16 protein-coding genes and 1 pseudogene are annotated in these 13,589 nt (G+C 39.1%); 9 read left to right on the top strand and 8 right to left on the bottom strand.

What is annotated here, in order from left to right; translation table 11 throughout:
* The first annotated feature begins 41 nt into the window (after positions 1-41).
* The 6 genes from KIM67_RS14700 to KIM67_RS14675 are packed head-to-tail and all read left to right on the top strand — an operon-like array spanning position 42 to position 4,141.
* Entirely contained in the window at positions 42-671 is a 630-nt protein-coding gene (locus KIM67_RS14700) for a hypothetical protein (RefSeq protein ID WP_213832313.1), read from the top strand.
* 10 nt (positions 672-681) lie between these two features.
* Positions 682-1,104: a nitrous oxide reductase accessory protein NosL gene (locus tag KIM67_RS14695; RefSeq protein WP_213832312.1), complete on the top strand. Its 423-nt coding sequence runs from the start codon at positions 682-684 to the stop codon at positions 1,102-1,104.
* Between the two features lie 23 nt (positions 1,105-1,127).
* The gene (locus KIM67_RS14690) at positions 1,128-1,427 is read left to right on the top strand and encodes a cupin domain-containing protein (RefSeq protein WP_163419318.1); all 300 of its coding nucleotides are present in this window, start codon (positions 1,128-1,130) and stop codon (positions 1,425-1,427) included.
* Positions 1,427-2,665 carry a nitrous oxide reductase family maturation protein NosD gene (locus KIM67_RS14685; RefSeq protein ID WP_213832311.1) on the top strand — a complete coding sequence of 413 codons (1,239 nt, stop codon included), beginning with the start codon at positions 1,427-1,429 and terminating at the stop codon, positions 2,663-2,665. Before KIM67_RS14690 ends, KIM67_RS14685 begins: the two co-directional genes overlap by 1 nt.
* Complete coding sequence (locus KIM67_RS14680) at positions 2,662-3,366, top strand: ABC transporter ATP-binding protein (RefSeq protein ID WP_213832310.1); 705 nt, start codon at positions 2,662-2,664, stop codon at positions 3,364-3,366. Before KIM67_RS14685 ends, KIM67_RS14680 begins: the two co-directional genes overlap by 4 nt.
* Complete coding sequence (locus tag KIM67_RS14675) at positions 3,359-4,141, top strand: ABC transporter permease (RefSeq protein ID WP_213832309.1); 783 nt, start codon at positions 3,359-3,361, stop codon at positions 4,139-4,141. Before KIM67_RS14680 ends, KIM67_RS14675 begins: the two co-directional genes overlap by 8 nt.
* A 260-nt stretch (positions 4,142-4,401) precedes the next feature.
* Here the strand turns inward: KIM67_RS14675 and KIM67_RS14670 are convergent, their stop codons facing one another.
* Complete coding sequence (locus KIM67_RS14670) at positions 4,402-5,085, bottom strand: NUDIX domain-containing protein (RefSeq protein WP_163419314.1); 684 nt, start codon at positions 5,083-5,085, stop codon at positions 4,402-4,404.
* A 64-nt stretch (positions 5,086-5,149) separates the two neighbouring features.
* Between KIM67_RS14670 and KIM67_RS14665 the strand changes: the two genes are divergently transcribed.
* Genes KIM67_RS14665 through xylE form a run of 3 tightly spaced genes read left to right on the top strand, consistent with a single transcriptional unit; the run spans position 5,150 to position 9,488 of the window.
* Complete coding sequence (locus KIM67_RS14665; RefSeq protein ID WP_250149277.1) at positions 5,150-6,688, top strand: xylulokinase; 1,539 nt, start codon at positions 5,150-5,152, stop codon at positions 6,686-6,688.
* Positions 6,689-6,740: 52 nt separating this feature from the next.
* Positions 6,741-8,075: a xylose isomerase gene (gene xylA / locus KIM67_RS14660; protein WP_213832308.1), complete on the top strand. Its 1,335-nt coding sequence runs from the start codon at positions 6,741-6,743 to the stop codon at positions 8,073-8,075.
* Positions 8,076-8,078: 3 nt separating this feature from the next.
* Positions 8,079-9,488 (top strand): D-xylose transporter XylE, encoded by a 1,410-nt coding sequence (xylE, locus tag KIM67_RS14655; protein ID WP_250149276.1) that lies wholly within the window; start codon positions 8,079-8,081, stop codon positions 9,486-9,488.
* Here xylE and KIM67_RS14650 read toward each other — a convergent pair.
* From KIM67_RS14650 to KIM67_RS14620, 7 genes and pseudogenes are all read right to left on the bottom strand, one after another.
* On the bottom strand, positions 9,478-9,792 hold the full coding sequence (locus KIM67_RS14650; protein WP_213832307.1) for a hypothetical protein: 315 nt from the start codon (positions 9,790-9,792) through the stop codon (positions 9,478-9,480). The genes xylE and KIM67_RS14650 overlap by 11 nt on opposite strands.
* An 89-nt stretch (positions 9,793-9,881) precedes the next feature.
* Positions 9,882-10,217: a hypothetical protein gene (locus KIM67_RS14645; RefSeq protein ID WP_213832306.1), complete on the bottom strand. Its 336-nt coding sequence runs from the start codon at positions 10,215-10,217 to the stop codon at positions 9,882-9,884.
* Between the two features lie 136 nt (positions 10,218-10,353).
* A pseudogene (locus KIM67_RS14640) lies at positions 10,354-10,659 on the bottom strand (N-acetylmuramoyl-L-alanine amidase); the annotation flags it as partial.
* A gap of 66 nt (positions 10,660-10,725) precedes the next feature.
* On the bottom strand, positions 10,726-10,917 hold the full coding sequence (locus tag KIM67_RS14635; RefSeq protein ID WP_213832304.1) for a hypothetical protein: 192 nt from the start codon (positions 10,915-10,917) through the stop codon (positions 10,726-10,728).
* Positions 10,918-10,920: 3 nt separating this feature from the next.
* A complete protein-coding gene (locus KIM67_RS14630; protein ID WP_213832303.1) occupies positions 10,921-12,075 on the bottom strand; it encodes an RHS repeat-associated core domain-containing protein in 1,155 nt (384 codons plus the stop codon).
* Positions 12,076-12,218: 143 nt separating this feature from the next.
* On the bottom strand, positions 12,219-12,650 hold the full coding sequence (locus KIM67_RS14625; RefSeq protein ID WP_213832302.1) for a hypothetical protein: 432 nt from the start codon (positions 12,648-12,650) through the stop codon (positions 12,219-12,221).
* Between the two features lies 1 nt (position 12,651).
* Complete coding sequence (locus KIM67_RS14620) at positions 12,652-13,506, bottom strand: NlpC/P60 family protein (protein ID WP_213832301.1); 855 nt, start codon at positions 13,504-13,506, stop codon at positions 12,652-12,654.
* Between the last annotated feature and the right edge of the window lie 83 nt (positions 13,507-13,589).

The raw sequence follows: 13,589 nt of genomic DNA, 5'->3' as shown, positions 1-13,589 counted from the left end.
ACAGGGGAAACATCAAGGTGTCATAATCAAAAAATGAATAAATGAAAAAGGCTAGTTTAGTAATGATAGTTGGTTCTGCATTATTAATGGGACTTTTCGTGTTCCCATTGTGGAACATAGAACTGGGAGCACCACAATATCCAGAACCTTTGGGAATCAATATTTACATTAATGGCTTACAAGGGCAAAGTGAATTTGATATTCAAAACATAGATGGCCTCAACCACTACATTGGCATGAAAACGTTGCCAAAGCCAGAAGATATGTGGGAGTTCAGTGTATTTCCACTTGTTATAGGCGGAATGGTATCTTTAGGCGTACTTTTCGGAGTTTTGGGGTACTTCGATAAAATATCCTATCATTGGTTTTTTGGATGGTTTATTTTGATGACCATTCTAGGTGTTTTGGGCATGTACGACTTTAATGCTTGGTTGTTGGATTATGGAACAAACCTAGACCCAAAAGCGATAATGAAATTGGTGAACCCAGACGGAACTCCAATGAGTTATAAACCACCATTATTGGGGCATCAAAAAATGTTGAATTTTGATGCGTATTCCTATCCAAGACTTGGAGCTTATTTCATGTTTCTTGGTATGTGCCTTACCCTAATCGCCGGTTATTTGGGTTGGAAGTATAAAAAAGCGAGCAATCTTTACTATTCAACTTAACATCGTGCTTATGAAGAAGATATTGTTTTTATCCTTGATTCTTGGTATATCATGTTCTATTGGTCCAAAACCAATTGCCTATGGTGAGGCTGGATGTCATTATTGTAAAATGACAATTGTCGACAAACAACATGCTGCACAGATGGTCACCAAAAAAGGAAAGGTATTCAATTTTGATGCTACTGAATGCATGCTTAACCATCTTAAGGATATCGACCAAGAAACCATTCAAATTGGGTTGGCGAACGACTACAATGCACCGGGAAAACTAATTGATGTAACCGAAGCCACTTTTTTGATTTCTGAAGGAATACCTAGTCCAATGGGCGAGTATTTAACTGCTTTTGCAACCAAAGATGCCGCACAAGATGGACTTGATGAACATGGAGGCGAAATATTCACATGGGAGCAGCTTAAAGAGAAATTCAGATAATAGATACTAAAGTGCCAGAAAGTATGGAAAATATTGAAATCGAGAATACCATAGCAATTCAAGCATTTGAAGGGTTGCAAGTAAAGCAACTTGTAAAAAATGATTCACTTGAAATTTTGAGCATCAGTTTAGCAAAGGGAGCAGTTTTTCCTCCTCATGAATCGCCCAAAGACGCCCATTTAATAGTTTTGGAGGGACATATTGCTTTTTATATAGGGAAAGACGCTGTAGTTCTTAAAAACCAACAAAAAACCAGTTTTCCTAAACAAACAGAGCATTGGGTAGAGGCTTTCCAAGACTCTAAATTCCTTATTATCCGATAATGAAAAAATACGGCCTTACCTTACTTATTTTTGTAGTGTTGCATGTGCAAGAAGTATGTGGTAATACCATTGAAGTATGCCAAACATGTCCTCTAAAATCGATTAAAGAAGGTATAGCATTAGCATCGGATTATGATACGTTGTTGGTTAAAAAAGGTACTTACAAAGAGTTCAATATTATTATTGATAAACCGCTAACGCTAAAAGGTGAAAACTATCCCGTAATCGATGGGGAGAAAAAAGGGGAGATCATCAGAATTACTTCGGATGGGGTAACGGTAGACGGACTTTTTCTTATCAATGTAGGGGTGAGCTATACAACCGATTATGCCGCTTTACGTGTTGTAAAAAGTGAAAATTTTGTAATCCAGAACCTTGTATTGGAGAAACTTTTTTTTGGGATTTATTTGGAAAAATCCAACAATGGAAAAGTTTACCATAATAAGATTATTGGCGATGCCAAGGACGAATACAACTCTGGCAATGGCATTCAATTATGGTATTCCCACAATGTTTCCGTAGATCGTAATATTGTTCAAGGTACTCGGGATGGTATTTATCTGGAATTTTCAGATAATGTTACCATCAATAATAATAGCAGCACGAACAACCTTAGATATGGACTCCATTTTATGTTCAGTAACCATGATGTTTATACGAATAACATCTTCGAGAATAATGGTGCGGGGGTAGCGGTCATGTTCTCTAAACACATTAAGATGCTGGACAATACATTTCGAAAAAATTGGGGAACTGCAGCTTATGGAATTTTATTGAAGGAGATAAATGATGGTGAAATATCGGGAAATATCTTTGAAGAGAATACCGTAGGGATTAACATAGAAGGCTCCAACAGAATTACCTATAGCAACAATGATTTTATTCAAAACGGATGGGCCGTTAAAGTACTGGGGGCTTGCTATGCCAATGAGTTTAAAAACAACAATTTTTTGAACAATAGCTTCGATATCTCCTACAACAGCAAATTGAACGATAATGTATTCGATAAAAACTATTGGAGTGATTACACGGGATATGATCTTGATAAGGATGGAATAGGGGATGTACCTTATAGACCCGTGAAGCTATTCTCTTATATTGTGAACCGTACCCCAGAAACTATTGTGCTGTTACGCAGCCTATTTATGGATATTATCGATTTTTCTGAGAAGGTTTCACCCGTTTTTACACCGGATAAACTTTTGGATGCCAACCCACGAATGAAAAGGACGCAATGATACAGATTGAAAATTTATACAAGAAATTCGGTAAAAATGAGGTTTTAAAAAACCTTAATCTTTCAATCGGTGCAGGCGGTATCATAGCCATCTTAGGGCCAAACGGATCGGGGAAAACTACGCTGATCAAGAGTATTTTGGGAATGGTGGTTCCCAATAAGGGAACTATTGCCATTTCAGGAGTATCGATAAAAAATCAATGGAAATATCGAAGGGAAATAGAATACCTGCCGCAAATAGCCAATTTTCCAGGCAATCTTAAAGTTAAAGAGTTGATACGAATGATAAAGGATCTTAGGGAAAGGCCAAGCGAAGAGGAAGTCCTGATTTCCCTTTTTGGACTTAAGCCTTTTTTGGATAAACGGTTGTCAACATTATCGGGCGGAACCAAACAAAAAGTAAACATCGTATTGACCTTCATGTTCGATAGCCCCTTGATTATTCTAGATGAACCAACAACCGGATTGGACCCTGCTGCACTCATACGATTAAAGAAACTGATTCAGAATGAAAAAGAGAAAGGAAAAACTATTTTGGTCACTTCCCATATCATGCAATTTGTAGAAGAAGTAGCTGATGAAATTGTCTATTTATTAGAGGGGAATATCTACTTTAAAGGAAGTATACATGACCTAAAGCTAAAAACTGACCAAACCGATGTAGAACGTGCCATAGCCACACTAACGACCGCTAATGCTTAAGATTCTAAAATATAGCTTTTACGACCTTGTCCGTAGCCGTTGGAGTTACGCGTACTTCCTGTTTTATCTAGGTCTGGGATTTGTGCTGTTATTCCTGAACAACGATGTTTCCAAGGCCATAATCACCTTGATGAACGTCATTATAGTATTGGTGCCACTTATAGGAACAATTTTTGGAATTATGTATTACTACAATTCCAAAGAATTTACAGAACTACTATTGGCACAACCCATTAAGCGTTCCTCGATTTTTTTAGGTCAATATTTGGGAGTGGCAGGTTCGTTGACACTAAGTTTGGTATTTGGTCTGGGTATTCCCTTCCTTTTGTACGGACTGCTAAGAAGCGATGCAATTTTTGATTTTTCGCTCTTGTTGGTAACAGGGGCCTTTTTGACCTTTATTTTTACCGCTCTTTCGTTTAACATGGGACTTTCCAACGAGAATAAAATTAAAGGATTTGGATATGCGGTATTGCTTTGGCTTTTTTTGGCCGTAATCTACGACGGACTGTTTTTGATGTCGCTCATTGTTTTTGAAGAATATCCTTTGGATACGTTCTCCATAGTGGCCACAACGTTAAACCCAATTGACCTATCAAGAATTTTAATACTGTTAAAACTGGACATTTCTGCACTGTTGGGATACACGGGAGCAGTTTTTAAGACGTTTTTTGGAACACAGCAAGGGTTTTTTATCTCCATTTTTATGCTGATACTTTGGACCGTTCTGCCTATCTGGCGACTCATTGTTAAATCCAAGAAAAAGGATTTCTAAAATATAAAGAACTTCAAAACCTGAATGAAGCCTGCTGCAGAATATTAGCCTTCTAAGCCTGATAAATCAACAATGTATTGGAGCGCAGAGTGCTAGCTACATGGTATGATATACATTCTTAGAATTATATTAAATCCCTGTTCCATTCACATAAATAGGAAATCTAGGTTATTTATAAGATAAACTATAGTTTAAAGTCAAAAAGTTATAATTTATATCAGAATTCATTTAATTGAACAATCTAATTTTTAAAAAGTTTTTTAGAAGTCAAGTACAAATTTTCGATCCTTCAAAGAATCGTATACCTCTTTATCAAAACGATAGAGCTTGGCTGCCCTGTGAGAGACGTCATCCTGTTTCTCATTGCAGTCGATGAGCAGTTTCATGCCCAAAATTTTCCGCCTAAAATTGGGCTTGTCCAATTTGATTCCGAGTATGGATTCATATAAGTTTTGTAACTGAAATAAAGTAAACTTTTCAGGAAGTAGGTTAAAACCAATGGGTTCTTGTTTTACCTGTTTCTTAAGTGTACTGAAAGCAAAATCGAGTATTTCACGATGGTCATAGGGTAATGGAGGTATTCTTTCCGGTTTGAACCACTTCGCATCAGAGGCGGTAAAACCTGCGACCAGATTAAAATCAGCAGCCTTTATCAATGAGTAATAAGCTACGGTAACAACACGTTTCGTGGGGAATCTGTCTACACTACCGAAAGCTTTCAGTTGTTGTAGATAAATATTTTCAACGTTTGTCAACAAATATAGGATTCTATATGCCGCGGCGTCAAGAGACTCATCTGTATTGATCCATCCGCCAGGTAACGCCCATTTTCCCTCACTAATACCTTCTCCATGCTTCACTAACAAAACTTCTAATCCATTGGTAAAACCGAAAATAACGCAATCTATGGACAGGTCGTCCATTATCAACCCTGTTGATTTCATATCGTTCTTTATAAACGTTGGCAAAAGATAGCAAAGAAAATAAATATAACTAATAATAGTCATAATGACTATTATTAGTTATATTTATATCCCAACACAACGTTTTTTATATATGTACTATATTGGTTATGATATTGGTAGTTCTTCAATAAAAGCTGCACTTTTGGATGGTGAAACCAATGTCGACATAGGAATTGCAAGTAGTCCAAATACTGAAATGGCCATTTCCAGCCCTCAACCAGGATGGGCCGAACAAGACCCGGTGGTATGGTGGGAACATATAAAACTGGCAACAAGAAAACTTCTCAAAACAACCGGTGTGAATCCATCAGATGTAAAGGGCATTGGTATTTCTTATCAAATGCACGGCCTTGTTTTGGTCGACAAACTGGGGACTGTACTTCGGCCGTCCATTATCTGGTGCGATAGTAGAGCAGTAGGGATTGGAAATCGTGCTTTTGAAACGTTGGGACAGCAAGAATGCTTTGACCATATACTGAACTCCCCAGGTAATTTTACAGCTTCCAAACTCCGTTGGATAAAAGAAAATGAGCCTGATTTATTTGATAGGATATTCAAGTTTATGCTGCCGGGAGATTATATAGCCCTACGTATGACAGGTGAAGCAAATACAACCGTTGCCGGACTTTCAGAAGGCATGTTATGGAATTTTGATGCAGGGAAACCTTATAAAAAACTACTCGACTATTATGAAATACCAAACGAATTAATACCTAGTTCCGTACCTACTTTTTCAGAACAGGGTTACCTTACTCGAGAGGCGGCCAATGAATTGGGACTAAACCATGGAATACCCGTAGGTTATCGTGCTGGTGATCAACCAAACAATGCCATGTCCCTTGGCGTATTGGAACCGGGACAAGTTGCCGCTACGGGAGGGACTTCGGGCGTAGTATACGGAATTACAGATAATCTCGTTTACGAACCCCATAGCCGCGTAAATAGCTTTGCACATGTTAACCATAGTATGGACAACCCCCATATTGGCGTCCTCCTTTGTATAAATGGCTCTGGTATACAATACCGTTGGATAAAAGAACAACTTGCTGAAAAGGGATTCTCTTACGATGATTTGGAAGAAGCAATCAAAAAAATACCGATAGGTGCCGAAGGTTTGCGCATGCTTCCTTTTGGTAACGGTGCTGAACGCATATTGAACAATGTAGATGTTGGATGTCATCTATGTGGACTTCAATTTAATAGACACTCAAAAAACCATCTCTTTCGGTCGGCATTGGAAGGCATTGCTTATTCTTTTGCATATGGTATGGAGATAATGAATCAAATGGGTATGGACATTACATCCATTCGGGTCGGCAATGACAACTTGTTCAGGTCGGAGGTTTTTGGCAATACAGTGGCTACATTGATGAAAGGGCCAATAGATATGGTGGAGACAACCGGAGCAATAGGTGCAGCACGGGCTGCAGCTTACAGTATGGGTCAATTTAATTCATTAAAAGAAGCCATGGCGGGCGACCGGATGATCAGAACATATGAGCCTGCTAGAAATACTGATGCCTACTATAGCTCTTATAGGCTATGGAAAGAAGATTTAAAAAAAGTAACAGGGTTCAATTAGAAAATAACTATCAAAACGATCCAATAAAAATCAATCTATAAATAATAAATTCATGGGCAAACAAGTGATAACAGGAAGCAAGGAGTTTTTCAAAGGAATAGGAAAAGTCCAATTTGAAGGAAAAGAGTCAGACAATCCTTTGGCTTTTAAATATTACGATGCAAAACTTGTAGTGGCAGGCAAAACCCTGGAAGAGCATTTTCGTTTTGCCATTGCCTATTGGCATTCCTTTTGTGGAACTGGAGGAGATCCCTTCGGTCCTGGTACCAAAGCATTTCCATGGGACTCAAAAACCGATGCCCTGGATCGTGCAAAAGATAAAATGGATGCCGCTTTCGAATTCATTACCAAGATTGGGGCGCCGTTCTACTGTTTTCACGACTATGACCTTGTCGATGAAGCGGAGACGCTCTCTGCTTCCGAGAAGCGATTACAGGAAATTACGGACTATGCCTATCAGAAACAGTCAGAATCGGGTGTTAAACTGCTTTGGGGAACGGCCAATCTGTTTTCCAACCCTCGATACATGAACGGGGCAGCTACAAATCCTGACTTCAATGTGGTTGCTCACGCTGGTGCACAGGTTAAACAGGCATTAGATAGCACCATTAAACTAGGTGGAGAAAATTATGTGTTTTGGGGAGGCCGTGAAGGATACATGTCCTTGCTCAATACCGATATGAAAGCAGAGTTGGATCATTTAGCAACATTTCTCCACATGGCCAAAGACTATGCCCGGGCGAACGGTTTCAAAGGAAACTTTTTCATTGAACCCAAGCCTATGGAGCCGATGAAGCACCAATATGATTTTGATGCGGCAACGGTAATCGGGTTTTTAAGGGAATATGATCTGATGGATGACTTCAAGCTCAATTTGGAAGTGAATCACGCCACGCTCGCACAGCATACCTTTCAACATGAAGTACAGATTGCTGCCAATGCAGGCATGATGGGTAGTATGGATGCCAATCGGGGGGATTATCAAAATGGTTGGGATACCGATCAGTTCCCAAATAATATTTATGAAATGGCCGAGGTTATGCTAGTATTTCTAGAATCAGGGGGGCTCCAAGGCGGAGGTATTAATTTTGATGCAAAAACGCGGAGGAACTCTACGGATCTTGAAGACTTATTTTATGCCCATATAGGAGGGATGGATGTATTTGCCCGTTCAATTATCCTTGCCGATAAAATCCTTGAGAAATCAAACTATAGGAAATTAAGAGAAGAGCGGTATGCCTCATTCTCCTCAGGGGCGGGAAAGTCATTTAAAAATGGAAAACTTTCCTTGGATGACCTTACGAGATTAGCACTTGAAAACTCCAAACTTGAACAGTTTAGTGGGAAACAAGAGTTATTTGAAAATATAATTAACCAATATTTATAGATTTTGAAAAAAGGATACCTAACAAAGATAACGTTGGTCGCCGCTCTGGGTGGTTTGCTATTTGGATACGATACTGCTGTTATTTCTGGGACCGTTGGCTCCCTTAAAAGCTTTTTCGTTGATCCTCTGGGCTACGACGAATTACGAGCAAATTCTTTATTGGGCTTTGTGGTTTCAAGCGCTTTGATCGGTTGTATTATAGGAAGTATTTTGGGCGGCTATTTTTCGGTCCGTTTTGGGCGTAGGAAAAGTTTAATGCTGGCAGCGCTACTTTTTTTAATATCGGCACTGGGTTCGGCTATGCCAGAGTTAGGTTTTGCAGCTATAGGTGAGGGAAACCATGCCCATCTCAAACAGTTTATTTTTTATAGGATTATTGGAGGTATTGGTGTAGGACTGGCTTCTATGCTAAGCCCAATGTACATCTCAGAAGTGGCACCAAGTAAACGCCGTGGCAGCTTGGTATCCTGGAACCAGTTTGCCATTATTTTTGGTATGTTGGTGGTATACTTTGTTAATTACGGTATTTCCAACCAAGGCAGCGAAGACTGGCTCAAAATGGTGGGATGGCGTTGGATGTTTGCCTCGGAAATCATACCCGCTTTACTATTTTTCATATTGTTGTTTGTTGTCCCAAAGAGTCCAAGATGGTTGGTGCTGAAAGGAAAAGTGGAAGAGGCGCGTGCAATTCTGAATAAAATAAATCCAAAAGAGAGTACCCAAGACATCATAGAGAGTATTGTTGGCGGAATTACCCGCCATACTTCAGAAAGCTTATTTTCCTATGGGTATCTTGTCATTTTTATAGGTATCCTTCTTTCTGTTTTTCAGCAATTTGTAGGGATTAACGTGGTACTTTATTATGCTCCTGAAATCTTTAAAAATGCTGGGGCCAATACAGATACATCGCTGCTGCAGACCATAATAGTAGGTGCTATCAACCTCACTTTTACGGTTATAGCTATCAAAACGGTAGATCGTTTTGGTAGAAAACCATTGCAAATTATCGGTGCCATAGGTATGGGGATAAGTATGTTGGCACTGGGAACTACATTTTCCACCAATACTATGGGATTACTTTCACTGATCAGTATATTGGTCTATGTGGCTGCTTTTGCTATTTCTTGGGGTCCCGTTACTTGGGTGCTATTATCGGAGATGTTTCCCAATAAGATTAGGGGCAAAGCCATGGCCTTGGCAGTAGGAGTACAATGGATATCCAATTTCATCGTATCACAGACTTTTCCGATGATGAACGAAAATTCATGGTTGACCGAAAAATTCAATCACGGTTTTGCGTATTGGTTGTACGGTATCATTGGTTTTATCGCGGCGTGGTTTGTATGGAAATGGGTGCCTGAGACCAAGGGGAAATCTTTGGAACAAATGGAGGAACTTTGGATTAAGGAATGATATTACGAATAGGATTATGGTATTGAAATCTTGTTTTGGGAGCGTATTGGATTCCATGTAAAAAATGCTTGCTATCAATAAAATCAGCCCCAATGTTTGATGCAAAAGCAGAGACTCCTACACTCAAAAGATTTACATCCCCAACGATATTTCTATTGGGCATGGCCAGATTGTTGTATATGGCCATTGTTTGCCCCGCCACATTGCGCACATAATGTTGCGTGCGTACCAAATTGTTGTTCCAGTAGGTCTCTTTTTTCACTCTTTGGTTCCTGTCGTCGTAGAAAAACTTTAGCAATGACATGCCCATATCTTGGTGTTCTTAACTGGTTCGGCACCCGTCACAGACGAGCACTAGCGAGGGACTATTAAACCAAATCATAAAATCATCAATTAATCCCATTCTTCATCACAATAATTTATCGATATAAATCTAGAGGATTCGGTGATTGCTTTAGCACCTAAATACACTTCTTTCCCATTTGAACTCAAACGCATCCATCCACCAGAATTTAAGTTATAATCATAAATGGTGTCATTCAGAATCAGTTTTCCCTTGATTCCGCAATCAAATGTACCATAACATTGATTCCATTCGTAACTTGAAATTTCATGAAGTCGATAAGAAATATCTAGTATGTCTTTAGAAACGTTGACCCAATTTTTACAGTCCTTGTCTTCAATATTATTATTGTAGATACTATAGGATAAAACTGAATCTTTTGTCATATTATGATATATTCTACTAGCTTCTTTTATTGTTTTTTCCTCTTGTAGTTTGACGGTATTTTCTTCTTCTATAGATAAAGAGGAATCGACTTTATTCGATACCGATTTTTTACAAAAACTTGCCGATATAATAATACTAATCAATATTAAGAGCTTTAAGTACGGTTTGCCCTTCGCCTGCCGTCTTTCTCTGAACTTTTTCATGTGCATAGATATTTTCACAATGGACGTTATAGTGGTTTTTGATTTGTTGTACCAGTAATGTAGTTGCATCAATTTGTTCATTTGTTAATGAATCCCATTCACCATTTTTATAGTTTCCAACTACTTCGATTCCTACAGAGTTTGTGTTTTGAAGAATGCCAAAATATTCAGGATACATTTGTTTTGAGCTTGATGAATATATATGGGCCACCGAAGTGTTCAGACTTGCTGTTTGGTATGTAGTACCATCGGTGCGCTAGCGGGGGGTATGTGTCCCAAGTCGATCGCTGTAGTTGGTATGGTCCTATTCCCAAATATCCCCAATTAAGTCTGGTAAATAGAAAACAAGAAATGTAACCAGAATGATGAATCCAAATCCAACTTCAAAGCAGTACTTGCCTTCTGTTCTAATTTTCCTATATGGAACTTTAAATCCTTTATAAATCCATATAAGCAATGCCCCAAGGGAAGCAATATTACCAAACTCACCACCCATATGTTATTCTTTTTGTGATTCTTGATAAAGTGTCCTGAATCTAGTTTCTTGTGTCATAAAATCATCAATGTTTTGCCATGTTTCCTTAATTCTAGAATCATGAGTATTGAGCATGTCACGATAAGCTTTTGCCCTTAATTGTGCATGATAGGTGCCTTTAAACAAACCTTTTGTATATGATGCAAAATCCGAAAATAATAGTACTGAGGATTTGGTACTTACTGTTCCCAGTTTAACTGCTCTATTCATTCCTAAAGTTGCTATTGTTAGAAAGCCATCCATTTTTGCATCAATCATGCTATTATAACCTCTAGGGCTTGCTCCACCAATATGCCTTCCTGTAAAAAGTACTTTAAAGTTATCAGCAGTCCCAAAAGTCAATTCGGCACCTGCATGTTTTAACAAGTCAAAACCACCCGTAGGTGCTTCGTTTCTCCAAAATTGAAAGTTTTGCAAATCAGAGGTAGGCCTTATTTGTGCAGGAATACTATTTTTCCAAGCATCGGTAAAATTAAATGTAGCTGTTGCGTCTGCATCTGTTGTAAACCCACTGGTAACAGAACTAGTATTGAAGCCCCATTCGCCATTGCTCTTGTAAAGTTCGCCCGGATCAAGCCCTGCTTTAACTGCCCTGTTTCTAGCCCATTTTGCGAACAATTTCCATCTCCAACCACCGTCGGAATCTATACCATTGATAGGGTCATTGCCCATACCAACATAGGGCGAACTATACTGCCCATAAGGGTCAGTGGTCAACCATCTCCCGATACGAGAGTCCCAAAGTCTGAGTTCGAACGCTTCTATCCCAGTCTCCGGATCCTTTTCCTGGCCCTGGAAGGCATACCTATAATTCCCTACGATATTGCGCCCCGGCATTGGGGATCCAAAGGGATAGTAGTCGCTCCAACTATGGATGTTCGGCTCGTTGCCCACCTTTACAAAGGTTGCCCGTATGTTGCCCAGATGGTCCGTAAGCTCGTAGAGGTAGGTCTTTTGGTCGTTAATGCCGTTATAGGCGACCCCAATGCGCCCGGCACCGTAAACGGGCTGTTCCGCAAGGGCCAGATCGGTGTATATGGCCATTGTTTGCCCCGCCACATTGCGCACATAATGTTGCGTGCGTACCAAATTGTTGTTCCAGTAGGTCTCTTTTTTCACTCTTTGGTTTCTGTCGTTGTAAAAGAACTTTACCAGGGGCATGCCATACCTCATATCTCGGTGTTCTTAACTGGTTCGGCACCCGTCACAGATGAGTGCTAGCGGGGGTTACATTATTTTATAGATTACTGACCCAATCCTATCTAAGGAAGTCTTAAGAGATACATCAATTCTTTTCTAGGATTCCATTCTATGGTTAAATTGTCAGATATATCTTTCCCTCTGTTAAAAGTTCCGCCCAACACTATATAATCGGAAGCGTTATGGACAAGATAAAAGCCTGAAAAATTATCAGTATAAATTTCAAAATCAATACCTTCTTTATTCCTGAATAATCTATTTTTTATCTGATATATGGTATCCGTGTTCTTTATAATGTATAATTCTTTGAACAGGGTATCATTCACCATATTCCCAATAACTACATCACCTATCGTTTTATCGTTGGCATCAATCAACGAGTGAACTTTTTTAAAGGAAATCGTATCTTCTTTAGTTATTTCAAAAGGTTTTTTATCATCTTTACATGAAAAAATCATAACAGTGATTACGGCAAGTCTAATTACTATTCTCATATTAATTATTAATCCTAGTCCAATCTAATTCTCTTCTATAACTGGTGCCACCATGTCTATCTGTGTAGTTGTCCAAATAGTCAATTTCTCTCCTTTCCAATACACCATTACCTTGCGAAGGATGTAACATGTGCGTGTCGTTCATTATCGTTGTAACATGGTCAATAATCCCGTCTGAAGTGTAATCATAAAAAATCAAACTTCCTCTACCTCCTTCGGTATTTACTGAATAGTTCCTAAACAATCCATCGGCATTGGTGTCGATAAAAGTATGGTTCAATACTTGTCTTATTCCGTATATCAATGTTCCAGAACAATCAAAACAATCAGGGCCGTTAGCACCCCAAACATATGGTGAGCCAATTAATGGTTCTACCGTATTTGCCAATTGTTCATTGAAAGATAGAGTGGCTCCTGGTCCAACAACAACTTCATCCAAAAAATTTACTTTGTAAAACTCTCCTGTACGATAGTTTTTAAATGAGCCGTCTGAGAACCCGAACGCACCGGTATCCGCATCATAGAAGCTGAGTCCCTTGTGTTCATAACCTTCGATTTGCTCTGACCCGTCGAACCAAACATATTCATCGGTAGGGTTTCCATTCTCATCTAATTTTCTATACCAATCATCAGCTTTTCCACCGTCAGGGTCTATTTGACCAACCCAGTTATTGCCCATTGCCATGTAAGGTGAATTATACTGCCCATAAGGATCTGGGTTCAACCATCTATTGATACGGGGGTCATACAATCGGAGTTCAAAAGCGGGCTTTCCAGTCTCGGGGTCTGTCTCTGCATATTCTCCCTGATACCCGTATCTATAGTCTCCAACGACATTTCTATTAGGTATCGCCATCCCGCCGGGGAACTAATCTAATATCTTTTTTAAGGACACTTCCTTAATCTTCCTAATGCTCCTTTTTCAAAAATTTATAAAGA

The sequence above is a fragment of the Flagellimonas sp. 389 genome (genome assembly GCF_018449435.1).
Taxonomy (GTDB): Bacteria; Bacteroidota; Bacteroidia; order Flavobacteriales; family Flavobacteriaceae; genus Flagellimonas.
The sequence above is the reverse complement of the archived record's forward strand: the minus strand, read 5'-3'. Positions and strand labels throughout refer to the sequence as shown.